Genomic DNA, 25,390 nt, shown 5'->3' with positions numbered 1-25,390 from the left:
CTTCGATCAAGCCGGGCTGACTTCGGCCAGCACTTGGTGGCGCTCAACCATGTCGCCGACCCGGCAGCGCAGGCTGCTCAGGCTGCCTTCGAATGGCGCCATGACGTGCAGCTCCATCTTCATCGATTCGAGCACGATCACGGTCTGGCCGATGGAAACCTTCTCACCGACCGCCGACTTGACCGCCACCACCTTGCCCATCATTGGCGCGCCCAATTGACCGCTGGCGGCAGCGTCACCGGCGCCCCCCCCCAGATAGGGTCGTGCCGTGAACAAGCTGCTGCCCAACGCGCTGGCGAGCTCGGCCTGCCACGCGTCGCCCCGGATCGTCAGTTCCAGCGCCCGCCCACCACATTGCAGCAGGAAGCGTCCGCCCGCGAGCGGCTGCAGCGTAGCGCGCACCTTTTGCTCGCCAATGACCAGCGCACTGCTGCCCTGGTCATCGCGCATCGAAAACCGCACGGGCCATTCCGCCGCGCCCGCCTTCAACACAAGGACCGGCTGGGGTGCGGCCTGAATCGGCCCACTGCTCAGGCGCCAGCCCGTGAAACCGTCCCAGAGGGTCCAGCAGCCCAGCGCGGACGACTCGGCACGCCGTTGCGCCAGCCAGTGCAGCGCGGCAGCAGCCAGATGCTCAAGAGGCGGCGCGGCGGGAGCCACCACGCCGCGCTGCGCGTGGCGCTCGTCGATCAGGCGGGTGTGAAATGTGGCATCGCGGGTCTCCGGCCATTCCAGCAGTTCATGCAGAAATTCCAGGTTGGTGACCAGGCCGATCACCGTGCTTTCGCGCAATCCGGCCACCAGCGCCCGGCGCGCCGACTCGCGGTCGGGCCCGTGCGCGATGAGCTTGGCGATCATCGAGTCGTAGTGCGGCGAGATTTCGTCGCCACTGTCTACCCCGGACTCGACGCGCACGCCCGCGCGCGAAAAATCGACCACCTGCAACCGCCCGGTAGCCGGCAAAAATCCCGCAGCGGCGTCTTCAGCGCACAGCCTGGCCTCGAAGGCGTGACCGGTGCACCGCACGTCGGCTTGCGCCAGCGGCAGGCTGTCCGTGTCGGCAATGCGCAGTTGCAGTTCGACCAGATCGAGGCCGGTGACTTCTTCGGTCACCGGGTGTTCGACCTGCAAGCGAGGATTGACCTCCAGGAAATAATATTCTTCACCCGTGACGACAAACTCAACCGTGCCCAGGCCGCGGTAACTCACGCCAGAGGCCAGCTTGACCGCATCGGCCAGGATAGCTTCACGCAGACGCGGGCTCAGACCGCTTGACGGCGCTTCTTCGATCACTTTTTGATGGCGTCGCTGCAAGGTGCACTCGCGCTCGAACAGGTGAATGGCGTGGCCCTGGCCGTCACCGGCCACCTGCACCTCCAGGTGGCGCACATGCGGCAGGTAGCGCTCGACGATCAGTTCGCCGTTGCCGAAGGCTTTTTCGGCCTCACGCATGGCACTCTCGATGCGCGACTCCAGCCCCTCCAGCGTCTCGACCACCGCCATGCCACGGCCACCGCCACCAGCCACGGCCTTGAGCAGCACGGGCAGCTTCATACCGCGCACCAGATTCAACACCTCGGCTGGGTCGGTCATGCCGCTTTCGCTGCCGGGAATGACCGGCACGCCGAGACGGGCTGCCTCGCGCTTGGCACTGGCTTTGCCGCCGACGCGCTCGATGGTGTCGGCCCGGGGTCCAATGAAGGTCAAGCCAGCCGCATCCAGTGCGCGCACAAAGGCCGGATTTTCCGAGACAAAACCGTAGCCCGGATGAACGGCGTCGGCGCCCACACGCCGGGCCGCCGCGATGATGGCATCGATGTTCAGATAACTCTCGCTGGGCGCTGCACCCCCGAGTTCGACCGATTCACCGATCTCACGCACATGGCGGGCAAACCGGTCGGCACTGGAGTGCACGGTGGCCACTTCCAGGCCGAGCTTGCGGCAGGTGCGGGCAATGCGGCAGGCGATCTCGCCGCGGTTGGCAATGAGGACTTTCTTAAGCATGCCCAACTCCTGCGGCGAAGTGGGTCATCAAGACGGTGTGGATGCGTTGCATGGCTGGCGTCCTGGTTAAAAACGGAAGACACCGAACGGCGTCGGTTTGGCGGCAGTCCGGGATGCGAGGTCGAGCAGCAGTCCCATGGCGTCGCGTGTTTCCACCGGATCGATGATGCCGTCCACCCACAAATTCGAGGAGAAGTTCGCAGCAGGCTGGAAGTCTTCGTAAATCTTGCGTACCGGCGCCTTGAACGCCTCTTCTTCCTCGGGCGTCCACTCTTTTCCCTCGGTCTTGTTGATCTGTTTGCGCACCAGCGCCATCACTGTGGCGGCCTGATCCGGACCCATGATGGCCGCGCGACCGGTCGGCCAAGCAAACATCGCGGTCGGGTTGAACGGGCGGCCACACATCGCCAGGTAGCCGGCGCCGTAAGAGGCGCCCATGATGATGGTGTACTTGGGCACGTTGGCCGAGGCCATCGCCGTGATCATCTTGGCCCCGGCTTTGGCAATGCCAGCCTGCTCGGCGGCGCGCCCGACCATGAAGCCGGTCACGTCGGCCATGAACAGCAGCGGGATGTCTCGCTGGCAGCACAGATCGATGAAGTGCGCCGCCTTCATCGCGCTTTCCGGGAACAGCACGCCCTGGTTGGCCAGGATGCCAACCTCGTGGCCATGGATGCGAGCAAAGCCGGTCAGCAGGGTGTCGCCGTACATCGGCTTGAATTCCTGGAACCGGCTGTCATCGACGAAACGCGCCAGAATCTCGCGCGTGTCGGTCGGGATTTTGGTGTCGCGGCTGATGATGCCGTAAATCTCGCGCGGATCGAAGCGCGGAGGCACCGACGGCTGACGCGTCCAGCGTGGCTTGGGCTGCTCACCCAGGTCCCGTACGATTTCACGCGTGATGGCCAGCGCGTGGCGGTCATCTTCGGCAATATGATCAGTGACACCGCTGACGCTGCAGTGCATCTTGGCGCCGCCCAGCGACTCTGCATCCACCGTCTCGCCGGTGGCGGCAAAGGTCAACTCGGGGCCACCGAGGTACATATAGCCTTGTTCCTTGACAATCACCGCCTCGTCGCACAGCGCCGGGATGTAGGCGCCACCCGCCGTGCAAGGCCCCATCACCACGGCAATCTGCTGGATACCCTCGGCCGACATGCGTACCTGGTTGTTGAAAATGCTGCCGAACTGCCCCACATCGGGAAAGATGTTGGCCATTTCAGGCAGGAAGGCGCCACCGCTGTCCACCAGCGTGATGCAGGGCAAGCGGTGTGCCCAGGCAATTTGCTGCGCCCGCACATGCTTCTTGCAGGTCATGCCGTAGTAGGTGCCACCCTTCACGGTGGCGTCGTTGGCAATGATCATGCACGGACGGCCCTGCACCAGACCGATGCCGGTGATGATGCTGGCACCCGGCGGCACGCCGTCGTACATGCCCTCGCCGGCAAGCATGCCGACCTCTAGGAAAGGCGAACCTGGATCGAGCAGCACTTCGACGCGATGGCGCGGCAGGATCTTGTTGCGCGCCAGGTGTTTTTCCCGCGCTTTCGGGGGGCCTCCGGCCAGCGCCAGTTGGCGACGGCTTTGCAGGTCCGCAATCACGGCCTGGTAGGCTTTTTGGTTGAGCCGAAATTCGTCGTCGGAAGTCGATATGCGGGAGGAAAGGATGGTCATATGTGATTGCGCCTATTCGCGAGACAAAGCATTCAGCCGCTCAGGCCTTGAACACCGGTGTACGGCGTGCCTCGAAGGCCGCCAGACCTTCGCTGACGTCGTCATCGAGCAGAGCCGCGCTGGCCAGGTCTTCCTCAAGCTGGAGACCGACCTCCGACGAACCCTCCATGCCTTGCCGTGCCAAACGTTTCATGGTGGCCATGCCGATGCGGCTGCGCGTGGCGATCTTGCTGCAATACGCCAGCGCCGCTTCACCCAACTGCTCAGGCTCGACCACATAGTTCACCAGCCCCCACTGCTCGGCGGTGGCGGCATCGATCCAGCGCGCCGAAAAGAACAGGTCCAGGCCACGGCGCAGACCCGCAATGCGTGGCATGCGCTGGCTGCCGCCCCACCCGGGAATCAGGCCGAACTGGGCATGCTGGTCGCCAAAGCGCGCGTCCTTGGCCGCAAAGATGATGTCGCAGGCCAGCATCAGTTCGCTGCCACCGGCCAGGGTCAGACCCTGGCAGGCCGCCACCACCGGCAAATCGCTGCGTTCCAGGCGCTTGAGCACGCTGTGACCATAGCTGATGAAGTGCTTGAGCCTGGCTGGATCGCCACGCAGCGACTTCACCTCATCCAGATCGGCGCCGGTGCAGAAGTGCTTGCCTTGCGCCCGGATCAGAATGGCGCGCACACCGGAGTCGGATTTCTCGAATCCGTCGATGGCGGCCTCGATGGCCGCATGAACGGACATCGACAGGCAATTGAATTTTTCGGGGCGGGCTAACTCGATAATTCCAACGGCGCCGGCACGGCTGATCTCCACTGGGGATGTCTGAATCATTTCTTGCTCTCCTTGGCGTACTGCACGGCGGCGCGTCCCACGCGCTCGCGGGCAACGATCAGCTTCATGATTTGCGCCGTTCCGTCGCCGATTTCCAGGCCCATCACGTCGCGCAGGCGCTGCTGGTGAGGCAGGTCCATCGACCAGCCATAGTGCCCAAAGGTCAGCAGGCACTGGTGAATCGCGTCAAAAGCGGTCTTGGGGCCCATCCACTTGACCATGGCCGCTTCCGCGGTGTGCGGCTGACCGGCATCGCGCAGGGCCAGGCCGTGGTAGCAGAGCTGGCGGCAAGCGGCGATCAGGGTCTCGAACTCGACAAGGGGAAAGCTCACGCCCTGGTACTGCGCCAGCGGCGCGCCAAAGGTCTGGCGTTCCTTCACGTATTCCCAGGCTTCGTCGATCGAGGCCTGCGCGGCGGCCACGCACTGCAGCGCGATCAGGATGCGGCTGAAGTCAAAGCCCTGCATCACCTGCGTGAAGCCTTTGCCCTCCTCGCCCAGCCGGTTCTCGACCGGCACCCGCACATCGTCGAAAAACACCGAACCACGGCCGATGATCTTGCTACCAACATCGTTGAAGCGCGTGCGTTGCACGCCGGGCTGATTCAGATCGACCAGGAAGGCGCTGATGCCTCGTGCGACATCCTCGGGCTTTCCGGTGCGTGCGAACAACACCATGGCATCGGCCTGGTCGGCAAAAGTGATGGAGGTTTTCTCGCCGGAAAGCACGTACTCGTCGCCCACGCGACGCGCCTTGAGTTGCAGATTGGCGGCATCCGAGCCGCCCCGTGGTTCGGTCAGACCCAGCGCGACGATGGCCTCGCCCGCCACGATCCGGCTGTTCCAGGTGCGCGCCAGCTCGGGGACGCATTGGCATGGATGATGGCGCCCATCAGCGAACTGAGCAGCTGCATGTAGCTGACGTTGAAGTCACCATAGGCAATTTCCTCGGTGATCATGCCGGCCGTGACGCCACTGAGGCCCAAGCCGCCATATTCCTCGGGCAGATCAACACCGATCAGACCGAGCGAACCCATTTCCTTGAACAAGGCCCGGTCGATGCCAGGTTGCGATTCGCGCTTCTGGTAATCGGGCCTGAGCTTCTCTCGTGCAAAGCGGCGCGCCACGTCACGCAGCGCAATCTGGTCATCGTCGAACATCATGGGTAAATCTCCTGACTGACTGTTGTCGAAATCGCCGCCTGCATCACACCGTCAATCCGGACGAAGAATTTGAGGTGCTCGCCAATTGCATGGCTGGTCGTTGTCGCATGATATCATCGAACAGGTGTTAGTTAGATTTTTAAAGAGGCGTTCCCCATGTCCACCGAAGCCACTGTTTTCTTTCCGACGCTACTCTCCGTCCTGAAGGTAGGCGCGCACACCCTTCGCAACCGAACGCTGATGGGATCGATGCACACACGTCTGGAGTCGCTGGACCGGTCGATCGACCGGCTGTCCCTGTTCTATGCCGAGCGCGCACGCGGCGGCGCGGGCCTGATTGTCACGGGCGGCTATGCCCCCTGCCAGGATGGCCTGCTGGATGAAACGGGTCCCCTGCTTATCACGACGGCACAAGCCGATGTGCTCAGACCGATCCCTCAGGCGGTGCACGCCGAGGGCGGCAAGATCATTCTGCAAATCCTGCACACAGGGCGCTACGCAAAAGTCGCCAGGCCAGTGGGCGCTTCTGACATCCCCTCCCCGATCAACTCCCGCGCGCCTCGCGCCTTGAGCACGGCCGAAGTCTGGCAAACGGTGGAAGACTATGTACGCTGTGCCGAACTGGCGCAACGCGCCGGCTTCGACGGCGTCGAGATCATGGGCTCGGAGGGCTACCTGCTCAACCAGTTCACCGTCACGCGCACGAACAACCGCAGCGACGAATTTGGCGGCAGCATGGAAAATCGTCATCGCCTGCCGGTGGAGATCGTGCGGCGCACGCGCGAACGCCTGGGGTCGCAGTTTCTGCTCATGTATCGGGTTTCGGCGCTCGATCTGGTCGAGGGCGGTGCCCCGGCTGACGACATCATCCAGCTCGCCCAGGCGGTGCAGGCCGCAGGCGCTGACATCCTCAATACAGGCATCGGCTGGCACGAAGCGCGCATCCCGACCATTGCCTACGTGGTGCCGCGCGCGGCGTGGCGCTTTGCGGCGGCCCGCATCAAACAAGCAGTGACGATTCCTGTCATCGTCTCCAACCGGATCAACACGCCCGATCTGGCCGAAGAAATCCTGGCCAGCGGTGACGCCGATATGGTGTCGATGGCGCGCCCCTTCCTGGCCGATGCCGACTTCGTACGCAAGGCGGCGCAGGGCCGCGCCGATGAGATCAACACCTGCATCGCCTGCAACCAAGCCTGTCTCGACTACATCTTCGCCGACCGCCCCGCCACCTGTCTGGTCAATCCACGCGCCGGGCGCGAGCTGGAGTTCTCGCTGATGCCGTCACGGGCCATGCAGCGCAAGGTGGCGGTGATCGGTGCCGGCGCGGCCGGACTGGCCTGCGCGCTGACTGCGGCGGAACGCGGTCATGCGGTCACCCTGTTCGAGGCTGGACCCGAGATTGGCGGCCAGTTAAACCTGGCCCGGGCCGTGCCGGGCAAGCAGGAGTTCAACGAACTGTTGCGCTATTTCAGGCAAGGCGTGGCTCGGCATGGCGTGACGCTCAGGCTCAACAGCCGGGCGGATGCCCCATCTCTAGCTGCCGGTCACTACGACCGCATCGTGATAGCCACCGGCGTGCGCCCGCGCCTGCCGCAGCTCCTGGGCATGGCTCACCCGAAAGTGATGAGCTATGCCGATCTGCTGTCGGGTCGGGTGCAGGCAGGCCGCCGGGTCGCGGTGATCGGCGCCGGTGGCATCGGTTTCGATGTAGCCACCTTCCTGCTGCATGACGAGCATGAGGGTAATGCTGCCAACGCGCCTCAGGCGCTTGAGCAGTTTTACGCTGAATGGGGCGTCGATACCTCGCCCGCAGCTGCGGGTGGCCTCAAACCGGCACAGCCAATCAGCGCGCCACGCGAAGTCACCCTGTTGCAGAGAAAACCTGAAAAGCCTGGACGCAGTCTGGGTATGTCCACTGGCTGGGCACTCAAGGCCGAGCTGGCGCGGCGCGGCCTGCGCACGCTGCCAGGATGCGTCTATGAACACATCGATGACGCCGGGCTGCACCTGCGCGTCAACGGTGTACCGCAGACGCTGAACGTGGACACCATCGTGATTTGCGCCGGCCAGGACAGCGAGAACGCGCTGGTCGCCGAATTGCGCGCGCTCGGCCTGGCGCCCGATGTCATCGGCGGCGCCGAGCTGGCCGCCGAACTCGACGCCTTGCGCGCCATTGACCAAGGCACACGCCTCGGTCTGGCGATTTGAGTCCACTGGAACACCACCATGGATTTCGCCCACAACCAGGAACATGAAGCGATACGCGAAGCAATCGGCAAAATCTGCGCTCGCTTTGACGACAGCTACTGGCTCGAACGGGACCGGCTGGGCGGCTTTCCGCATGAGCTGCACCGCGCTCTAGCCGACGGCGGCTGGCTCGGCGTTTGTCTGCCACAGGAATATGGCGGCGTCGGACTGGGCATCAGTGAAGCGACCGTGATGATGCAGACCATCTCACAGTCGGGTGCGGGGCTGTCTGGCGCATCGGCGGTGCACATGAACATTTTCGGCTTGCAGCCCGTGGCGGTGTTTGGCAACGAGGAGCAGAAACGCCGCATGCTGCCTCCGCTGATCCAGGGCAAGGAGAAGGCCTGCTTCGCCGTCACCGAGCCCAACACCGGCCTGAATACCACCCGTCTGAAAACCCGCGCCGAACGGGCAGGCGACCACTATGTGCTGTCTGGCCAGAAGGTCTGGATATCGACCGCCCAGGTGGCAGAGAAGATGCTCATTCTGGCGCGCACCACTCCGATCGAGGACTGCAAGAAACCGACCTTCGGCCTGAGCCTGTTCTACACCGACCTCGACCGCAGTTTTGTCGAGGTGCGCGAAATCGAAAAGATGGGACGCAAATCGGTCGACTCGAACGAACTCTTCATCGACGGCTTGCGCGTGCCGGTAGGAGACCGCATCGGCGAAGAAGGCCGCGGCTTTGAGTACATCCTGCATGGCATGAACCCGGAGCGGGTGCTGATCGCGGGCGAGGCCGTCGGCCTGGGTCGGGCGGCGCTGCAGGTAGCCGTCAAGTACGCCCGCGAGCGCGTGGTCTTTGACCGGCCCATCGGGCAGAACCAGTCTATCCAGCATCCGCTGGCGCAATCATGGATGGAGCTTGAGGCCGCTGAAATGATGGCGATGCGCGCGGCCTGGAAATACGACAACAGCCTGCCCTGCGGCGCCGACGCAAATGCTGCCAAGTACATGGCGGCCGAGGCTGGTTTCAACGCCTGCCAGCGCGCCATGGCCACGCTGGGCGGCTATGGCTATGCCAAGGAATACCACGTCGAGCGTTATCTGCGCGAAATGATGATTCCGCGCATCGCGCCGATCAGCCCGCAACTCATCCTGTGCTTCATCGCTGAGAAGGTGCTGGGCCTGCCTAAATCCTATTGACATTCACGAGCTCGCGACCGATTTTCTTCCCGCTGAGGCCAGCAGTACCCAATTTTTACCCAGGCCAGCACCCACCCCATCATGACTACCACCCACGACAGCGAACGCGCTGAACAACTGACCATGCTGCGCGAAAGCGCGCTAAGTTTCGTCACCAAAGAATCACCACTCAACCGTGCCCGCGCCCTGCGCCAACAGGTGCCGGGCTACGACCGCCGCTTCTGGAGCGCCCTGGCCGAGCAGGGCTGGACCGGGCTGCTGGTGCCCGAACAATTGGGCGGCTACGCCCAGGGTTTCGCTGAGATGGCCGAGGTGGCGGCCGCCCTGGCTTCTCAGGTCGCGCCCGAACCGGTGGTGCCGGTGCTGGTGTTTGCCGGCCGGCTGCTGTCCCATGTGGGTGCCACCGAGCTATCGATGCGTCTCTTGACCGAACTCGCCGAGGGTCGCACGCTACCCGCCGTGGCCTGGCAGGAAGATGTAACCGGCGCGAAAGACCAGCCCGGTCTGGCCGCGACCCGGCTGGAGCGCCAGGGCGACTCCCTGCTGATACATGGCTACAAGCGCCATGTACGCCCCGGTGCCGGGGCCGACGGCTACATCGTCAGCGCCACCAACCCACAAGGTCTGGTCCTGGTGTGGGTGCCGGCAGATGCATCCGGCCTTACCCTGTCGAGCCAGCCGCTGGCCGACGGCAGCTATGCAGCACAGCTCAACTTGAACAGCGTTCGCCTGCCCGCCAGCCACCTGCTGGCCGAAGGGGCCGCCGCCGCGGCCGCGCTGACCCGCGCCTACGACGAAACCCTGGTACTGGCCAGCGTTGAACTGCTGGCCCTTGTGCGCAGCATGCTGACCATGACACAAGACTACCTGCGAACGCGGATCCAGTTCGGCAAGCCGATAGGCAGCTTCCAGTCACTGCAGCACCGCACTGTGGACCTGTTGATTCAGCAGGAACTGACTGCCAGCGTGGTGACGCAGGCTCTGGCCCTGCTAGATGACCCGGCCGCCGACGCCAGCGCGCGCTCTGCCCTGGCAAGCCGCGTCAAGTCGCGCGCGTCGGATGCGGGGCTGCAGGTGGCGCGGGAGGCGGTGCAACTGCACGGCGCCATCGGCGTCACCGACGAATACGACCTGGGCCTGTATCTGCAGCGTGCTCTGGTGTTGGCCGCCTGGCTGGGCAATGGCAACCAGCAGCGCCGCCGCTACGCCAACCTCACCCAAAACGCCACCGCGCAGGAGCACGCATGAACACCACCGCCTCCACTTCCACTGACTGGAATGCGTTCGACAACGCCAGCTTTCGCGCCACACTGCGCGAATTCTTTGAAGAACATTTCCCCAGCGAATGGCGCTACCCGCAACGGCGCCTGCGCTGGTCCGAAATCGGCCCTTGGTACCTGAGGCTTTCAGAAAAAGGCTGGGTCGCGCCGAGTTGGCCCACGCAGTACGGCGGCATGGGACTCTCACCCGAGAAACTCATCATCTTCATTGAAGAGCAGGAGCGCTGGGGCGTGGCGCGCGCGCCCGACATGGGCATCACCATGGTCGGCCCGCTGCTGATCAACCATGGCAACGACGCCCAGCGCGCCTACTACCTGCCCAAGATCATTTCCGGTGAGCACATCTGGTGCCAGGGTTACTCGGAACCCAATTCGGGCTCCGACCTGGCCAGTCTGCGCACCGAGGCGGTGGTCGATGGCAGCGATTTTATCGTCAACGGGCAAAAGACCTGGACCACGCTGGCACAGGACGCCACCCACTTTTTCCTGCTGGTGCGCACCGACAAATCGGCCAAGAAGCAGGAAGGCATCAGCTTTTTGCTGGTCGACATGAACACGCCGGGCATCACGGTGCGCCCCATCCGCAACATCGCGGGCAGCGAAGACTTCTGCGAGGTCTTCCTGGAAAACGTGCGCGTGCCGCGCACCAGCATCGTCGGCGAGCTTAACAAGGGCTGGACCATCGCCAAGGCGCTGCTCGGATTCGAGCGCATCTTCCTGGGCAGCCCCAAACAAAGCCAGTACGCGCTGGCGCGCGTGCAGGAAGCCGCGCAGCGCCTCGGCCTGTTCGAAGACACCGGCTTCGTGGACCGCTACACCAAGCTGGCGCTGGACGTGTCCGACCTGGGCGCGCTCTATGGCCGTTTCATCGATCAAGTCAAGCGCGGCGAAACCCTGGGGCCCGATGTCTCCATGCTCAAGCTGTTCGCCACCGAAACCTATTCGCGGCTGGCCGACCTGCTGGTCGATGTCATGGGATCGAGTGGCGGCACGCCCGGCTCCACAGCCCTGCCCGGTGGCAAAACCGATGCGTTGACCAGCTTCTACAACGCGCGCCCAGCCACCATCTACGGCGGCAGCAACGAGGTGCAACGCAACATCCTGGCTGCCAGCGTGCTGAAGCTACCGTCATGAGCGCATCGGGCTATCCGGCATTTGACGGCCCCGGCCCGGACGCTCAGTTCGTGCAGGAGCTGGCGCAAGGCCGCTTTCAGATCCAGCACTGCACGGCCTGCGGCCAGCATGTGTTTTATCCGCGCGCGCTGTGCACCCATTGCGGCTCGGCCCAGCTCGACTGGATTGAACCCAGCGGGGTCGGCTGCGTCTATTCCAGCACCACGGTGCGCCGCAAGCCGCAAGCCGGTGGCGACTACAACGTGGCGCTGGTGGACCTAGCCGAAGGGCCGCGGCTGATGTCGCGCATCGATGGCATTGCACCCGACCAGGTGCGCATCGGCATGCGGGTGCAGGCGCGCGTGATCGACGATCCTGCCAAGGGCAAGTTGCTGGTCTTCATCCCCGAGGGCGCCACACCATGAGCGCCGCGTCGGGCCGTTCCCAAGCAAGCTCGCACCGCAGTGCGCAGCGCGAAGGTCCTCCATGAGCACCATCTCTCCCCTGCGCGGCGCGGCCGCCATCGTGGGTGCCAGCCTGGGCGGCGTGCCCATGGCCCCCGGTCGCAGCGCGCTCGAAATTCTGGGCGAAGCGGTGCACGGCGCGCTGGCCGATGCCGGCTTGAAGCTGTCCGATGTCGATGGCCTGTTCACCGGCTCGTCCTACCACTTCCTCGCCGGTCTATCGGTGGCCGAATATCTGGGCATCCATCCCAAGTTCTGCGAAGCCACGATGGTTGGCGGCTCGTCTTATGTGGGCCACCTGCTTACCGCCGCCATGGCGCTGCACACCGGCCAGTGCGAAGTGGCGCTCATTTGCTACGGCAGCAACCAGGGCTCGGGCTTTGGCAAACTCAAGTCGATGGCCGAAACGCCCTTGTACGAGGCGCCCTACGAGCCGCGCTACCCGATCTCCAGCTACGCGCTGGCGGCCGCGCGCCACATACACCAGTACGGCACCACGCGCGAAGACCTGGCGCACATCGCGGTGGCGGCGCGCCAGTGGGCGCAACTCAATCCGCTGGCCCATGCACGCGATCCGCTCAGCATCGAGCAGGTGCTGGCTTCGCGTCTGGTGAGCGATCCGCTGTCGGTGCTCGATTGCTGCCTGGTCACCGACGGCGGCGGCGCCCTGGTGCTGGTGCGCAGCGAGCGGGCGAAAGACTTTCCCAAGCCACCGGTCTATGTGCTGGGCGCGGCTGCGGCCACCTGGCACCGCCAGATCGGCTCCATGCCCGACCTGACGGTCACCGCCGCCGCCGAGTCCGGGCCGCGCGCCTTCGCCATGGCCGGGCTGGCCCCGAAGGACGTGGACGTGCTGGAGTTGTACGACGCCTTCACCATCAACACGCTGCTGTTCCTCGAAGACCTGGGCTTTTGCGCCAAGGGCGAAGGCGGCGCTTTCGTGCGCAACGGGCGCATCGCACCGGGGGGCGCGTTGCCGGTCAACACCAATGGCGGCGGCCTGTCGTGCTGCCACCCGGGCATGTACGGCATGTTCCTGCTGATCGAGGCCATGCAGCAACTGCGCGCCGAGGCCGGCGACCGCCAGGTGCCGAATGCGGAGATCGCCCTGTGCCACGGCAACGGCGGCGTTCTTTCCAGCCAGGTGACGGCCCTGCTGGGCACGGCCGCCACCGTCTGATTTTTCAAATCAACAACCAGGAGTCATTTCATGAGCAAGGGCAACATGCTGCAAGACAAAGTCGCCGTAGTCACCGGCGCGGGCCGGGGCATCGGCCGCGACATCGCACTGATGATGGCGGCGCAAGGCGCCAAGGTGGTGGTCAACGACATCGGCGCCTCGGTCGGCGGCGAAGGCAATGACGCCAGCCACGGCCAGCAGGTGGTCAACGAGATCAAGGCCGCTGGCGGCCAGGCCGTTCTCAGCACCGACAGCGTCTCGACCTGGCCCACGGCCAACCGCATCATCGAATGCGCGGCCGACACCTTCGGGCGCATCGACATCGTCGTCAACAACGCCGGCATCCTGCGCGACCGCCTGTTCTTCAACATGTCGCCCGAGGGGTGGAGCGCCGTCATCGACGTGCACCTCAACGGCAGCTTCTTCACTTCGCGAGCCGCCGCCCCGCACTTCAAGACGCAGAAGTCGGGTGCCTATGTGCACATGACTTCCACGTCCGGCCTGATCGGCAACCTGGGCCAGGCCAACTACGCCGCTGCCAAGCTGGGCATCGTGGCCATGTCGCGCCACATCGCCGGCGACATGCAACGCTACAACGTGCGTTCCAACTGCATCTCGCCGTTCGCCTGGAGCCGCATGATCGGCGCCATCCCCACCGACACACCCGAGCAGCAGGCACGCGTGGAAAAACTAAAAAAACTCGGTACCGAGCAGATTGCGCCCATGGCCACCTTCCTGGCCAGCGATGCCGCAGCCGACGTCACGGCCCAGATCTTCGCCGTGCGCGGCAACGAGATTTTCCTCATGAGCCAGTCGCGCCCGATCCGCGGCATGCACACCGCCGAGGGCTGGACACCCGAGACCATCGCCGAGCGCGTGTTGCCCGCCATGAAGCAGAACTTCTATCCGCTGGAGAGCTCGAACATCGTGTTCTCCTGGGATCCCGTCTGACGTCATCTGCCATGGCGATCAACTACGAGAAACTGATGGCATGGCCGTTCGAGGACGTTCGCCATCGCTACACCCAGCGCGACACCATGCTCTACGCACTGGGCGTGGGCCTGGGCACCGACCCGACCAACGAGACCGAGCTGCGCTTTGTCTATGAAAAGAACCTGCTGGCGCTGCCCACGCTGCCGGTGGTGCTGGGCTATCCCGGCATGTGGCTCAAGGACCCGGCCACCGGCGTTGACTGGGTGCGGCTGGTGCATGGCGAACAGGGCTTGCGCCTGCACCGGCCGGTGCCGCCCGAGGGTGAAGTGATCGGGCGCACGCGGGTGAGCCAGATCATCGACAAGGGGCCGGACAAGGGGGCTCTGATCTACACCGAGCGCACGGTGACGGACGCCACCAGCGGCGAACTGCTGGCCACGCTGACCTCGACCACCTTCTGCCGCGCCGACGGTGGCTTTGGCGGCCCGGCCGGGCCGGTCAAAACCGTGCATGAGCTGCCCACGCGCGCGCCTGATCACAGCGACGATTTCGCCACCCAGCCGCGTGCCGCGCTGATCTACCGCCTCTCGGGCGACTACAACCCGCTGCACGCCGAACCCGCGGTGGCAAGCGCCGCTGGTTTCAAGCAGCCCATCCTGCACGGCCTGGCCACCTACGGCATCGCCGGCTGGGCACTCACCCAGCGCGTCTGCGGCGGCGACCCGAGCGCCCTGCAGTCGCTGGATGTGCGTTTTTCGTCACCCGTTTACCCCGGCGAAACGATACGCACCGAGCTCTGGGTGGATGGCAAGGTCGTTTCCTTTCGCGCCCGCGCCGTCGAACGCGACATCGTCGTGCTGAACAACGGACGCGCCGAGCTGCGCTGACCGTCCTTTGCCTTTCGTTTTCGTTTTCAATTTTTTTCAAGGAGCCTCAACATGAACTACGCTGACTTTCAATTCCTCAAGTTCGACCACAAGCCCAACGGCGTGCTGGTCATCACCATCAACCGCCCCGAGGTCATGAATGCCACCAATGGCCGGCTGCACTGGGAGCTGACCAAGATCTGGGGCGTGGTCACTGACGATGCCAAGACCAAAGTGGCGGTCATCACCGGCGCGGGCGACCAGGCTTTCTCGGCCGGCGGCGACCTGGAATGGGTGGCCGGCATGGTCGGCAACCCGAAGGAAATCGCCAACACCATGACCGAAGCATCGGACGTGGTCTACAACATGATGGCCTGCGACAAGCCCATCATCTCGGCCATCAACGGCGTGGCCGTCGGTGCCGGTCTGGCAGTCGCCTTCCTGGCCGACATCAGCATCATGGCCGAGGAGGCCAAAATTACCGACGGCCATGTCAAGATCGGCGTCGCCGCCGGCGACCACGCAGCCATTCTGTGGCCGCTGCTGTGCGGCATGGCCAAGGCCAAGTACTACCTGATGACGGCCGAGTTCGTGAACGGCAAGGAAGCCGAGCGCATCGGTCTGGTCAGCCTGTGCGTGCCGCGCGCCGAGCTGATGGACAAGGCCATGGCCGTGGCCAACAAACTGGCCAATGGCAGCCAGCAGGCGATCCGCTTCACCAAGCGGTCGCTCAACGGCTGGATGAACGTGGCGCGCCCGATCTTCGAGAGCTCGCTGGCGATGGAAATGCTGTGTTTCCTGGGCGAAGACGCCAAGGAGGGCGTGGCCTCGGTGCGCGAGAAGCGCGCGCCCAAGTTCCCCTCGGCCCAGAACTGATTGAGTTCGCTCCTTCTCCCTCTCGGGGAAGGAGCCTGAATTTCCCAAGTACACAGGAGAACACCCCATGGATTTCGCGCTGACCCAAGAACAACGGATGATCTACGAGTACGGCGACCGTATCTCGAAGCAGTTCGACCACAATTACTGGCGCGGCTACGCCAACAAGAACGAACGCCCCACCGAGTTGTACGAGCAGATCACCAACGACGGTTTTCTCGGCATCATGGTGCCCGAAGCCTATGGCGGTGCCGGCCAGGGCATGACCGAGATGCTGCTGTTCATGGAGGGACTGGCCAACAACGGCATTCCGCTGCTGAACCTGGTGGTCGGACCGACCATGACCATGGGTCTGCTGGCCAAGCACGCCAGCGAGGACATGAAGCGCCGCTTTCTGCCGGGCGGCTGCACCGGCGACATCAAGTTCTGCTTCGCCATCACCGAACCGAACGCCGGCTCGAACTCGATCGAGATCACCAGCATCGCCAAGTCCGACGGCAAGGGCGGCTTCAAGCTCAACGGCCAGAAGGTCTTCATCACCGACGCCAACTGCGCCGACTACGCCATGGTCGTGACCCGCACCACAGCGCGCGCTGACGTGAAAAAGAAGACCGACGGCTTCACCATCTTCATGGTCGACATGAAGAAAAAAGGCATCAGCAAGACGCTGATTGAAGTTGCCTTCCCGGTGCCCGAAACACAATGGCAACTGTTCTTCGACAACGTGGAGCTCACCGAGGCCGATGTGCTGGGCGAAGTCGGCAAAGGCTTCAACATCCTGTTCGACACGCTCAACCCCGAGCGCATCATCCTGTCGGGCTTGTGTACCGGTGTCGGGCGCTTCGCCTTGAAGAAGGCGGTGGCCTACGCCAACGACCGTAAGGTGTTCAACAACACCCCCATCGGCGCCTACCAGGGCGTTCAGCACCCGCTCGCGATAGCCCGCAGCGAGATCGAGATGGCCTCGCTGATGGCGCTCAAGGCCGCCTGGGCCTTCGACCAGGGTCTGCCTGCCGGGGAGTTTGCCAACATCGCCAAGTACGCGGGTGCCGAAGCCGGCATCCATGCCGTTGACGCGGCCATCCAGACCCATGGCGGCAACGGTTTCACCAAGGAATACGGCATTTACGACTTGTACGGTCTGGTGCGGCTGCTGCGCACGGCTCCGTTGAACCGCGAGTTGGTGTTGAACTACATCGCGGAGCATGTGATGGGCCTCCCGCGCTCCTATTGACAGGCAACCATGGGTAACAACGCTCCCCTGCCAGCCTTTGGTGCCCTGGCCGGCCTGAAGGTGATTGACCTCTCACGCGTGCTCGGTGGCCCGTACTGCGGACAGATTTTGGCCGACCACGGCGCGCAGGTCATCAAGGTCGAGCCGCCCGCTGGCGATGAGACCCGCGCCTGGGGCCCACCCTTTGCCGACGACGGCACGGCGGCCTACTACAACGGCCTGAACCGCAACAAGCGCGACATCGTGATCGACCTGTCCAAGCCCGAAGGGCGCGAGATCGTTCTCAAGCTGCTGGCGGACGCCGACGTGCTGATCGAGAACTTCAAGATCGGCACGCTGGAGCGCTGGGGGATCGGCTATGAACAGACGCTGCGCGAGCGCTTCCCGCGCCTGATCCACTGCCGGGTCAGCGGCTTCGGCGCCGATGGGCCGCTCGGCGGCGCGCCTGGCTACGACGCGGTGGCACAGGCACTGGGCGGCCTGATGAGCGTCAACGGCACGCCGGACACCGGCCCGCTGCGGGTCGGTGTCCCGGTGGTCGACATCACCACCGGCCTGTCGGCCGTGATAGACGTGCTACTGGCGGTGATCGAGCGGCAGCGCTCCGGGCGAGGGCAGTTCGTCGAGGCCACGCTGTACGACACCGCCGTGTCGCTGCTGCATCCGCAAAGTGCAAACTGGTTGCAGTCGGGCCAGACACCCAGGCTCAGCGGCAATGCGCACTCCAACATCGTGCCCTACGACAAGTTGCCGACCCGGACCTGCGAGGTCTTCCTGGGCATCGGCAACAACGGGCAGTGGGAAAAACTGTGCGAGTTCCTCGGCCATCCCGACATGGCCAGCGAGCCGCGCTTTGCCACCAACGCCGAGCGTTTTCGCCATCGCGACGAACTGCGCGCCTTGCTAGAGGCGCAGTTGCAAGAGGTGGATGGCGAACAGCTGTGCCGTGACCTGCTGGCCGCCGGTATTCCGGCCGGCGCAGTCAGGGCCATTCCGCAGGTATTGACCGACCTCCACACCCTGCATCGGGACATGGTGGTGCAGGTCGAGGGTGTGCCTGGCATCGGCATCCCGGTCAAGCTGTCACGCACACCGGGGCGCGCCCACAGCGCGCCGCCGCGCTTCGGCCAACACACACGCGAACTGCTCACGGAGCACGGCTACGGCGCCGCCACCATTGATGCCCTGATCGCACGGGGAAGCATCGTAGAACACGTTGCGAAATGAACTCTGCCTGCCAGAGACTAGGGGAACCCCCTATGTACCTAACTAATGTTAGGTATCAAAATGAAAAACTTTTATGCAGAACAGAAAATCGGCTCGGCAAACTGCGCACAGGCAGGTGGTCGACCGTGCTATGTCATAGGCACCCTCAGTGATAAACACCATCAGTACCAAAGAGCAGCGGCCAACTCCGATGAAAGCCAGCAACGCGGCGGCAGTGCCCGCCCTCGAATGCCGAGGGCTGGAGCGGCGATTCGGCGGCCTCGTCGCGTTGAAGGATGCCAATTTGCGCATTGAGCGTGGGGAGATCTTCGGCTTGGTTGGCCCCAACGGCAGCGGCAAGACGACCATGACCAACGCCATCACCGGCTTCTTTCCACCCCAGGTCGGCAGCATATGGCTCAATGGCCGCGACATCACCGGCATGGCGCCGCACAAGGTCGCAGCTCTGGGCGTCGCGCGCACGTTCCAGAACCTGGCGCTCTTCAACGGCATGAGCGTGCTTGACAACATCCTGCTGGGGCGTCACATCCACATGAAGCCCGGCGTGGCAAAAACCGCCCTCTACTGGTGGCTGGGTCGCAAGGATGAGATGGCGAGCCGGCTCAAGGTCGAAGAGATTATCGATTTCCTGCAGCTGCAGAGCGTGCGCGACGAGCTGGTGGACAGCATTCCGATCGGGCTGAAAAAGCGCGTCGAACTGGCACGCGCGTTGGTGGCCGAACCCAGCTTTCTGGTTCTTGACGAACCGATGGCTGGCATGAACCAGGAGGAAAAGGAATACATGGCCCGTTTTATCCTCGATGCGCGTGCCGAGCGCAATGTCACTGTGCTGCTGATCGAGCACCACATGGATGTGATCACCGGTATCTGCGACCGCATGATGGTGCTCAGCTATGGTGAAACCATCGGAACCGGTATTCCTGCCGACGTGATGAAGGATGAACGTGTGATCAAGGCCTACCTGGGGGGTGCGCATGCAAAGCACTGAAACCAATGCTGCCAAGGGCAGCAACACCACATGGGATATGGGCACCGACACCACCCTCATCCACATTCTGGCTCGCAACGCCGAGTTGCTGGGCAATCGCGTGGCCATGCGCGAAAAGCACCTGGGAATATGGCAGGAGATCACCTGGTCGCAGATGCTGGATACCACGCTCGCCTGCGCGGCCGGCATGGAAAGCCTGGGTTTTAGCGCAGAGGATGCCTTGCTGGTCCTGGGCGACAACCGACCCCGGCTCTACATGGGCATGCTCGCGGCCGGCGTGCTGGGCGGCTACGCGATGCCCGTCTACTCTACTGCAACACCCGACGAAATCCGTCACTTCATGCATGAGACGCATGTCCGCTTTGTCCTGGCAGAAGACCAGGAGCAAGTCGACAAGGTGCTTGATCTGGGCGATCAGGGTGCAACGATCAAGAACATCATTTACGACGAGCCACGCGGCTTGACCAACTATTCGAATCCCGGACTGATTTCGTGGGAAAAGTTGCAGGCCATCGGTGCAGATCGCTTGCGTGCCGAGCCGAAACTGCGAAATGCCTTGATCGAACGGGCGCTGCCCGACGGACCGGCGGTGTTCGTGCACTCGTCGGGGACCACGGGCAAGCCGAAGGGCGTGGTACTGAGCCACCGCAATTTCCTCGCGGGGGTGCGCAACGCCCATCGCGGGGGCGCCTTCACATTTGGCGAGACCATCCTCGCCTATCTGCCCATGGCCTGGGTGGGCGACTTTGCCATCACGGTCGGCGCCGGTGTTGCGCTGCACTTCACCATCAATATCCCCGAACGCCAGGAAACGGTGCTGCACGACCTGCGCGAGGTGGCTCCCACTTTCTATCTGGCGGCACCGCGCAGCTGGGACAACATGCTGACCACCATCCAGGTTCGCATGGAGGATTCGACGCCGCTCAAGAAATGGCTCTACGATGTTTTCATGAACTCGGCGCTGGCGTCCGAACGACGCAAGCTCGAGGGAAAACAGCCCAGCCTGACAGAGCGTCTGATGCGGCAACTGGGAGAGTGGTTGATCTTCGGACCGATCAAGGACCAGTTGGGCCTCACCCGCCTGCGAGGTGCTTTCACCGGCGGCGAGGCCATTGGCGAAGACACTTTTGTTTTTTACCGCGCACTGGGCGTGAAATTGCGACAGTTTTATGGTCAAACTGAAAGCAGCGCCTTCACTGCCTTGCAGGACACCGAAGAAGTACGCCTGCACACGGTCGGCAAACCGCTGCCCGGTGTGGAAGTCAAGATCGGCGACAACGGAGAGGTCTTGATTCGCTCCGGGAGCGTGTTTTCCGGTTACTACAAACTTGAAAATGCCACCCGTGAAGCACTTGAGGACGGCTGGCTGCACACGGGCGATGCAGGTTATATCGAGCCTGATGGACACATGGTGGTGCTCGGACGGTTGTCGGAGGTGGTGTATACCTCCAAAGGCGAACGCTACATTCCGAACTACATTGAGAACCGCCTCAAATTCAGTCCGTACATCAAGGATGTGGCCGTGCTCGGGAGCGGCCGCGACACGCTGGCGGCCATCATCTGCATCGACATGGAGCCGGTGGGCCATTGGGCTGAGGTACGGGGCATTTCCTACATGTCCTATGCCGACCTGTCGCAAAAACCCGAGGTGATCGAACTGGTCACGGCAGCGGTCAAGCGCGTCAACAGCATCCTGCCAGACGGGTTGAAACTGCATCACTTCGTGTCCTTACACAAGGAGTTCGACCCCGACGACGGAGAGGTCACGCGAACCCGCAAGCTGCGCCGCAACGTGGTCGAGGAGCGTTATGCGCCCATCATAGATGCGATCTACGGCGGCCAGCAGACGGTCACGATGAAGGCGCAGATCACGTATGAATCCGGTGAAGTCGGCACCATCGAGCGCCAACTCTCGGTGCAGGAGATTTAAATTATGGATTTTTCACTGTTTGCCGAATTGGCCATCAATGGCGCGCTGTCGGGGCTCATGTATTCACTGGTCGCCATGGGCATCGTGATCATCTACAAGTCATCCTCGGTGCCTAACCTGGCGCAAGGTGCGATGACCATGCTGGGTGCCTATGTCGTGCTGGCCATCGCCAATGGATTGGGCGTGTCGATGTGGGTCGCCATCCCGCTGGCCATGGGAACGATGTTCTTTGTCGGAATGGGCATCGAGCGGGTGGCGTTGCGCCGGCTGGCGGGCCGCCCCATCATCATGATCCTGATGATGACACTGGGGCTGGACATCTTTATACGCGCGACAACAATGGCCATCTGGGGCGGCTCTGGCCTTCCGCTGTCCATTGGCATCAGCGACGACCCGCTGTTTCTGGGGCCGGTGCTGCTCAGTCGGGCTTATGTGGTGGGCGCCGTGGTGGCCATCGCGCTGTTTTTGGTCTTGATGTTCTTCTTTCGCACGCGCAGGGGCATTGTTCTGCGCGCCATCTCCGACGATTACATCGCATCGTGGTCGATCGGTATTTCGGTTGAACGCGGGGTGGCGTTTTCCTGGGCCATGTCCTCGGTTCTAGCCACCACGGCCGGCGTGTTGTGGGGCTCGGTTCAAGGGGTCAGCCAGGCGCTGGCGCTGCTTTTGCTCAAGGGCTTGACCGTCGCCGTTTTAGGCGGTCTTGACAGCATCGGCGGCGCCATTCTGGCCGGCTTGCTGCTGGGCCTTCTTGAAGGCGTTGCATCTGGCTATCTCGACCCCTTGGTTGGCGGTGGTAGCCGCGACCTGGTGGTTGCCACAATACTGATTCTGACCATCCTGATTCGGCCGCATGGCCTGTTCGGGCGCCACGACATTGAAAGGATCTGAAGCTCATGCTATTTCGTCAATCAGGAATTTTCCATACCAATTACGCCAACGCGCGCTCGCTTTTTCCGCTCCCCGCGGATCGCTGGATGATCGGCTTGTTGCTGGCCTTTGCGTTAACTGCGCCATTCACCATGAGCACGCTCGTCCTCAGCACCCAGTTGTTACCGTGGCTGGTGTGGACTGCGGCCGTGCTCGGCTTGAACCTGATCCTGGGCTGGACCGGACAGTTCCACTTCGGCTATGCCGCCATCATGGGCATCGGCGCCTACACGGCGGTGCACGGCGTACGCAACGGCATTCCCTGGGAGATCGCGATGGTGCTCGGCGGCGTGATGGCCGCTGTGATCGGCATCGTTTTCGCTTTCGCGGCGCTGCGCGTGAAAGGCCTGTATCTGGCGCTCAGCACGCTGGCCCTGCAGTTCGTGATGGACTGGGTGATCTCCCACGTGCCGGCCATCAGCGGCGGCACCCAGGCCACACTGCAGGCACCTGACATCAGCCTGCTCGGCCAGGCCATCACCTCGGATACCGGACTCTATTACGTGGCGCTGGGCTGGTGCCTGATCGTCACCGTGTTCATGCTCAACTTGCGCCGCACCGGGCTTGGCCGCGCGCTCATTGCGGTGCGTGAAAAGGACTTCGCTGCGGCGGTCATTGGCGTGCACAGCCTGTATTACAAGCTGGTGGCGTTCGCCACCTCGTCCTTCATTGGCGGCATCAGCGGCGCCATCCTGATCTTCACCTTCTACCGAGCAGCCACACCGGAGCAATTTGCCGTCAATGTCTCCATCGAGTTGCTGGCCATGGTGATCGTCGGCGGACTGGGCAGCATCATCGGCAGCTATTTTGGGGCCGCCTTCATTCTGTTGATGCCCGGCCTGATGAACAGTCTGATCGGCTGGCTGGCGCAGCTCCTGGGCATCTCGCTCGGGATCGAAACGCTGGCCCACATTCCACATGCGGTTTATGGCGCGCTGATCATTATTTTCCTGCTGGTTGAGCCTATGGGGCTGGGCAAGATGTACACCAATCTGCGCAACTACCTGCTGGTCTGGCCCTTCGGCTACGCCCGAAAGTAAAAACGACATCATGGCGACTGACAACTTGACTTCCACCCCAACGCTGATGCAAAACCAGACTGCGGAACCTGCCTTGATATTGTCACTGAACAATGTCGAGGTCATCTACGATCATGTATCGCTCGCCATCAAGGGCGTTTCGATCGATGTGCCGCAAGGCGCCATGGTGGCACTGCTGGGCGCCAACGGCGCTGGCAAAAGCACGACGCTGAAGTCGATCAGCGGCCTGCTGCGCCCTGAGCGCGGCCTGGTAACCCGCGGTGAGGTGCAATTCCTGGGTCAGAACATCGATGCACTGGCGCCGCAGGAGCGCGTCAAGCTCGGTATCGTGCATGTGCTGGAAGGGCGGCGTGTGTTCGAACACATGACGCCTGACGAAAACCTGGTGGCGGCCTCGGCTGTTCGTGGCACCCGCCAAGACATGCTGCGTAACAAGGATATGGTTTACAGCTACTTCCCGCGCTTGCATCAGCGGCGCACCGCGCAGTCCGGCTACCTGTCAGGCGGCGAGCAGCAGATGCTGGCCATTGGCCGTGCCTTGATGACGCAACCCAAGCTGCTGATGCTTGACGAGCCGAGTCTTGGTCTCGCGCCTTTTCTGGTGGCCGAGATTTTCGACATTGTTCGGCGCATCAACAAGGAAGAAGGCCTGTCCGTTCTGCTGGTGGAACAAAACGCAATTGCAGCTTTAGAGGTCGTCTCGCATGGCTATCTGATCGAGAACGGACGCGTGGTGATGCATGACAGCGCAGAAGCCATGAAGAAAAACCCGGACATCCAGGAGTTCTATCTAGGAGGCACCGAAGGGCGAAGCTTCCATGACATCAAACACTATAGTCGGCGCAAACGCTGGCTCACCTGAAACAAGTTTCTCGTAGCATGGACACCTCCACATCGCGTCGAGCTCTCGCATTAAGTCTTGGGCACGACCGGCATGCCTACTACAGACTGCATTTCACCCCGTGCTAGCTAAACAGGAGACATCACCATGAAAATCAAACTGCTTTCAATTCTTGCTGGCGTGGGGATGGCGATGTCCAACGTCCAGCCCGCGCTGGCCCAGGCCCAGACCGAACCGATTAAATTTGCGCTATGTTACGACCTGAGCAAGGTTTACGCCTTCGCCGTACCGCAAGTTGCTCAGGCCGCGCGCGACTATGCGCAGATACTCAACCAGAAAGGCGGCATCGAAGGCCATCCGGTCGAGATTCTGGTTCAAGACCATGGCAACGAACCGCAGCGGGGCATCGAGTGCTATGAAAAGATGAAGCGCGAGGGTGCGATCACCTTCGACTTCTTTTCCACGCCGGTCGGGCGCGCGCTGCTGCCGCGCGCAATGCAGGACAACAATGTGATGATTTCATCCTTTACTGGCCGCAGCGATGCAGTCGACGGCGATGTGTTCAAGTGGATATTCCCCATCGGGCCCACCTATTGGAGCCAAGCAGCCAATAACATCCAGTACATCAAGTCCAAGTCGAACAACAACCTGAAGGGTGTGAAGATCGCATTCTTTTACCTGGACACCGCGTTTGGGTTGGAACCCATCGGCGTGTTGAAGACACTCGCGGCAAAGGAAGGCTTCGACCTCCAATTGTTCCCGAACCCGCTGCCTGGTAACAATCAGTCAGGGGCGTGGTCCCAGATCCGCCGCTTCAACCCCGATTGGGTCATCAGCTGGAACCTGGGCAACATGCACGTTGTTGCCTCGCGCGAAATGAAACGCAACGCCATGCCGATGGACAAGTACATCGCCGTCAATTGGTTCAACGAAGTGGACATCGCGAACATTGGCGCCGACGCGGCCAAGGGCATCAAGCGCGGCACTAATGTGGTGGGCGGTCAGGAGCACCCTCTGATCCAGCAGATCCTGAAGGATCTGTATGACAAGGGAAAGGGCAACGGCGACCGCAAGCATACCAATGACATCTTCTACAACACTGGGCTGGCCACCTACGCTCCTGTTTTCGAAGGCGCGCGTCTGGCAATCAAGCAGTATGGCTGGCCTCTGACATCCGACAAGATGAAGCGCGGGCTGGAGAGCCTGCGCAACTTCGACGCTAACGGCCTCATCGCCCCTGTAACTGTGACGGCCAAGGACCATGGCGGCGGCGGCAAGACGCGCATCGACATGTGGGATGGCGCGAAGTGGGTGCCAGAGACTGGCTGGTTCTCCGCATACGACGATGTAGTCCAGGAAAGCGCCAAGAAGGAATCGGCGGAGTTCGCCAAGTCGAAGCAGTAGCGATACGCCTCGGTCAGGC

At 62.8% G+C, this 25,390-nt stretch carries 20 protein-coding genes and 1 pseudogene; 17 read left to right on the top strand and 4 right to left on the bottom strand.

Translation table 11 applies throughout. From position 1 onward, the window contains the following. Positions 1-6: 6 nt before the first annotated feature. The 4 genes and pseudogenes from ABSY19_RS21375 to ABSY19_RS21360 all read right to left on the bottom strand — a co-directional run bounded on the left by ABSY19_RS21375 (position 7) and on the right by ABSY19_RS21360 (position 5,669). Positions 7-2,004 (bottom strand): acetyl/propionyl/methylcrotonyl-CoA carboxylase subunit alpha, encoded by a 1,998-nt coding sequence (locus ABSY19_RS21375; RefSeq protein WP_382155672.1) that lies wholly within the window; start codon positions 2,002-2,004, stop codon positions 7-9. Positions 2,005-2,070: 66 nt separating this feature from the next. Beyond that, positions 2,071-3,678 carry a carboxyl transferase domain-containing protein gene (locus ABSY19_RS21370; protein WP_008905476.1) on the bottom strand — a complete coding sequence of 536 codons (1,608 nt, stop codon included), beginning with the start codon at positions 3,676-3,678 and terminating at the stop codon, positions 2,071-2,073. 40 nt (positions 3,679-3,718) lie between these two features. Then, complete coding sequence (locus ABSY19_RS21365; RefSeq protein ID WP_382155669.1) at positions 3,719-4,489, bottom strand: enoyl-CoA hydratase/isomerase family protein; 771 nt, start codon at positions 4,487-4,489, stop codon at positions 3,719-3,721. Between the two features lie 14 nt (positions 4,490-4,503). Continuing rightward, a pseudogene (locus tag ABSY19_RS21360) lies at positions 4,504-5,669 on the bottom strand (acyl-CoA dehydrogenase family protein). Between the two features lie 156 nt (positions 5,670-5,825). Here ABSY19_RS21360 and ABSY19_RS21355 point away from each other — a divergent pair. The 17 genes from ABSY19_RS21355 (at position 5,826) to ABSY19_RS21275 (ending at position 25,371) form a co-directional block, all read left to right on the top strand. After that, entirely contained in the window at positions 5,826-7,880 is a 2,055-nt protein-coding gene (locus ABSY19_RS21355) for an NADPH-dependent 2,4-dienoyl-CoA reductase (RefSeq protein WP_069047284.1), read from the top strand. Positions 7,881-7,898: 18 nt separating this feature from the next. Continuing rightward, positions 7,899-9,065, top strand: coding sequence for an acyl-CoA dehydrogenase family protein (locus ABSY19_RS21350; RefSeq protein ID WP_056278207.1), 1,167 nt, complete (start codon positions 7,899-7,901; stop codon positions 9,063-9,065). Between the two features lie 81 nt (positions 9,066-9,146). Continuing rightward, positions 9,147-10,313 (top strand): acyl-CoA dehydrogenase family protein, encoded by a 1,167-nt coding sequence (locus ABSY19_RS21345; protein WP_056278211.1) that lies wholly within the window; start codon positions 9,147-9,149, stop codon positions 10,311-10,313. Further along, on the top strand, positions 10,310-11,479 hold the full coding sequence (locus ABSY19_RS21340) for an acyl-CoA dehydrogenase family protein (RefSeq protein ID WP_382155666.1): 1,170 nt from the start codon (positions 10,310-10,312) through the stop codon (positions 11,477-11,479). Before ABSY19_RS21345 ends, ABSY19_RS21340 begins: the two co-directional genes overlap by 4 nt. Continuing rightward, a complete protein-coding gene (locus tag ABSY19_RS21335; protein ID WP_204734784.1) occupies positions 11,476-11,883 on the top strand; it encodes a Zn-ribbon domain-containing OB-fold protein in 408 nt (135 codons plus the stop codon). Before ABSY19_RS21340 ends, ABSY19_RS21335 begins: the two co-directional genes overlap by 4 nt. Before the next feature lie 61 nt (positions 11,884-11,944). After that, complete coding sequence (locus ABSY19_RS21330) at positions 11,945-13,102, top strand: thiolase (RefSeq protein WP_382155663.1); 1,158 nt, start codon at positions 11,945-11,947, stop codon at positions 13,100-13,102. Positions 13,103-13,132: 30 nt separating this feature from the next. Continuing rightward, positions 13,133-14,053 carry an SDR family oxidoreductase gene (locus tag ABSY19_RS21325; RefSeq protein WP_382155660.1) on the top strand — a complete coding sequence of 307 codons (921 nt, stop codon included), beginning with the start codon at positions 13,133-13,135 and terminating at the stop codon, positions 14,051-14,053. Between the two features lie 11 nt (positions 14,054-14,064). Then, on the top strand, positions 14,065-14,922 hold the full coding sequence (locus tag ABSY19_RS21320) for a MaoC/PaaZ C-terminal domain-containing protein (protein ID WP_008905466.1): 858 nt from the start codon (positions 14,065-14,067) through the stop codon (positions 14,920-14,922). A 51-nt stretch (positions 14,923-14,973) separates the two neighbouring features. Continuing rightward, a complete protein-coding gene (locus tag ABSY19_RS21315; RefSeq protein WP_210825675.1) occupies positions 14,974-15,777 on the top strand; it encodes an enoyl-CoA hydratase/isomerase family protein in 804 nt (267 codons plus the stop codon). A gap of 67 nt (positions 15,778-15,844) precedes the next feature. Further along, positions 15,845-17,011, top strand: a complete 1,167-nt coding sequence (locus tag ABSY19_RS21310) for an acyl-CoA dehydrogenase family protein (protein WP_008905464.1) — start codon at positions 15,845-15,847, stop codon at positions 17,009-17,011. A gap of 9 nt (positions 17,012-17,020) precedes the next feature. Further along, a complete protein-coding gene (locus ABSY19_RS21305; protein WP_382155657.1) occupies positions 17,021-18,238 on the top strand; it encodes a CaiB/BaiF CoA transferase family protein in 1,218 nt (405 codons plus the stop codon). Positions 18,239-18,428: 190 nt separating this feature from the next. Then, positions 18,429-19,226, top strand: a complete 798-nt coding sequence (locus tag ABSY19_RS21300; RefSeq protein WP_008905462.1) for an ABC transporter ATP-binding protein — start codon at positions 18,429-18,431, stop codon at positions 19,224-19,226. Further along, entirely contained in the window at positions 19,213-21,156 is a 1,944-nt protein-coding gene (locus ABSY19_RS21295) for an AMP-binding protein (protein ID WP_204734790.1), read from the top strand. The genes ABSY19_RS21300 and ABSY19_RS21295 overlap by 14 nt, the downstream gene beginning before the upstream one ends. A 3-nt stretch (positions 21,157-21,159) precedes the next feature. Continuing rightward, positions 21,160-22,047 carry a branched-chain amino acid ABC transporter permease gene (locus ABSY19_RS21290; protein ID WP_056278238.1) on the top strand — a complete coding sequence of 296 codons (888 nt, stop codon included), beginning with the start codon at positions 21,160-21,162 and terminating at the stop codon, positions 22,045-22,047. 5 nt (positions 22,048-22,052) lie between these two features. After that, complete coding sequence (locus tag ABSY19_RS21285) at positions 22,053-23,126, top strand: branched-chain amino acid ABC transporter permease (protein ID WP_034694558.1); 1,074 nt, start codon at positions 22,053-22,055, stop codon at positions 23,124-23,126. A 10-nt stretch (positions 23,127-23,136) separates the two neighbouring features. Beyond that, positions 23,137-23,988 carry an ABC transporter ATP-binding protein gene (locus ABSY19_RS21280; protein ID WP_374726524.1) on the top strand — a complete coding sequence of 284 codons (852 nt, stop codon included), beginning with the start codon at positions 23,137-23,139 and terminating at the stop codon, positions 23,986-23,988. A 126-nt stretch (positions 23,989-24,114) separates the two neighbouring features. Then, positions 24,115-25,371 (top strand): ABC transporter substrate-binding protein, encoded by a 1,257-nt coding sequence (locus ABSY19_RS21275; protein ID WP_008905457.1) that lies wholly within the window; start codon positions 24,115-24,117, stop codon positions 25,369-25,371. Positions 25,372-25,390 lie beyond the last annotated feature (19 nt).

Source organism: Hydrogenophaga sp. ANAO-22, assembly GCF_042466645.1.
Lineage (GTDB): Bacteria > Pseudomonadota > Gammaproteobacteria > Burkholderiales > Burkholderiaceae_C > Hydrogenophaga.
Note: the sequence above shows the minus strand (reverse complement) of the source record. Positions and strands in the feature narration are given on the sequence as shown.

What these genes read in the sequence shown, in the direction of transcription:
- ABSY19_RS21375 (WP_382155672.1), bottom strand. Translation starts at nt 2,004, where the DNA reads ATGCTTAAGAAAGTCCTCATTGCCAACCGCGGCGAGATCGCCTGCCGC.
- ABSY19_RS21370 (WP_008905476.1), bottom strand. Translation starts at nt 3,678, where the DNA reads ATGACCATCCTTTCCTCCCGCATATCGACTTCCGACGACGAATTTCGG.
- ABSY19_RS21355 (WP_069047284.1), top strand. Translation starts at nt 5,826, where the DNA reads ATGTCCACCGAAGCCACTGTTTTCTTTCCGACGCTACTCTCCGTCCTG.
- ABSY19_RS21350 (WP_056278207.1), top strand. Translation starts at nt 7,899, where the DNA reads ATGGATTTCGCCCACAACCAGGAACATGAAGCGATACGCGAAGCAATC.
- ABSY19_RS21345 (WP_056278211.1), top strand. Translation starts at nt 9,147, where the DNA reads ATGACTACCACCCACGACAGCGAACGCGCTGAACAACTGACCATGCTG.
- ABSY19_RS21340 (WP_382155666.1), top strand. Translation starts at nt 10,310, where the DNA reads ATGAACACCACCGCCTCCACTTCCACTGACTGGAATGCGTTCGACAAC.
- ABSY19_RS21335 (WP_204734784.1), top strand. Translation starts at nt 11,476, where the DNA reads ATGAGCGCATCGGGCTATCCGGCATTTGACGGCCCCGGCCCGGACGCT.
- ABSY19_RS21330 (WP_382155663.1), top strand. Translation starts at nt 11,945, where the DNA reads ATGAGCACCATCTCTCCCCTGCGCGGCGCGGCCGCCATCGTGGGTGCC.
- ABSY19_RS21325 (WP_382155660.1), top strand. Translation starts at nt 13,133, where the DNA reads ATGAGCAAGGGCAACATGCTGCAAGACAAAGTCGCCGTAGTCACCGGC.
- ABSY19_RS21320 (WP_008905466.1), top strand. Translation starts at nt 14,065, where the DNA reads ATGGCGATCAACTACGAGAAACTGATGGCATGGCCGTTCGAGGACGTT.
- ABSY19_RS21315 (WP_210825675.1), top strand. Translation starts at nt 14,974, where the DNA reads ATGAACTACGCTGACTTTCAATTCCTCAAGTTCGACCACAAGCCCAAC.
- ABSY19_RS21310 (WP_008905464.1), top strand. Translation starts at nt 15,845, where the DNA reads ATGGATTTCGCGCTGACCCAAGAACAACGGATGATCTACGAGTACGGC.
- ABSY19_RS21305 (WP_382155657.1), top strand. Translation starts at nt 17,021, where the DNA reads ATGGGTAACAACGCTCCCCTGCCAGCCTTTGGTGCCCTGGCCGGCCTG.
- ABSY19_RS21300 (WP_008905462.1), top strand. Translation starts at nt 18,429, where the DNA reads ATGAAAGCCAGCAACGCGGCGGCAGTGCCCGCCCTCGAATGCCGAGGG.
- ABSY19_RS21295 (WP_204734790.1), top strand. Translation starts at nt 19,213, where the DNA reads ATGCAAAGCACTGAAACCAATGCTGCCAAGGGCAGCAACACCACATGG.
- ABSY19_RS21290 (WP_056278238.1), top strand. Translation starts at nt 21,160, where the DNA reads ATGGATTTTTCACTGTTTGCCGAATTGGCCATCAATGGCGCGCTGTCG.
- ABSY19_RS21285 (WP_034694558.1), top strand. Translation starts at nt 22,053, where the DNA reads ATGCTATTTCGTCAATCAGGAATTTTCCATACCAATTACGCCAACGCG.
- ABSY19_RS21280 (WP_374726524.1), top strand. Translation starts at nt 23,137, where the DNA reads ATGGCGACTGACAACTTGACTTCCACCCCAACGCTGATGCAAAACCAG.
- ABSY19_RS21275 (WP_008905457.1), top strand. Translation starts at nt 24,115, where the DNA reads ATGAAAATCAAACTGCTTTCAATTCTTGCTGGCGTGGGGATGGCGATG.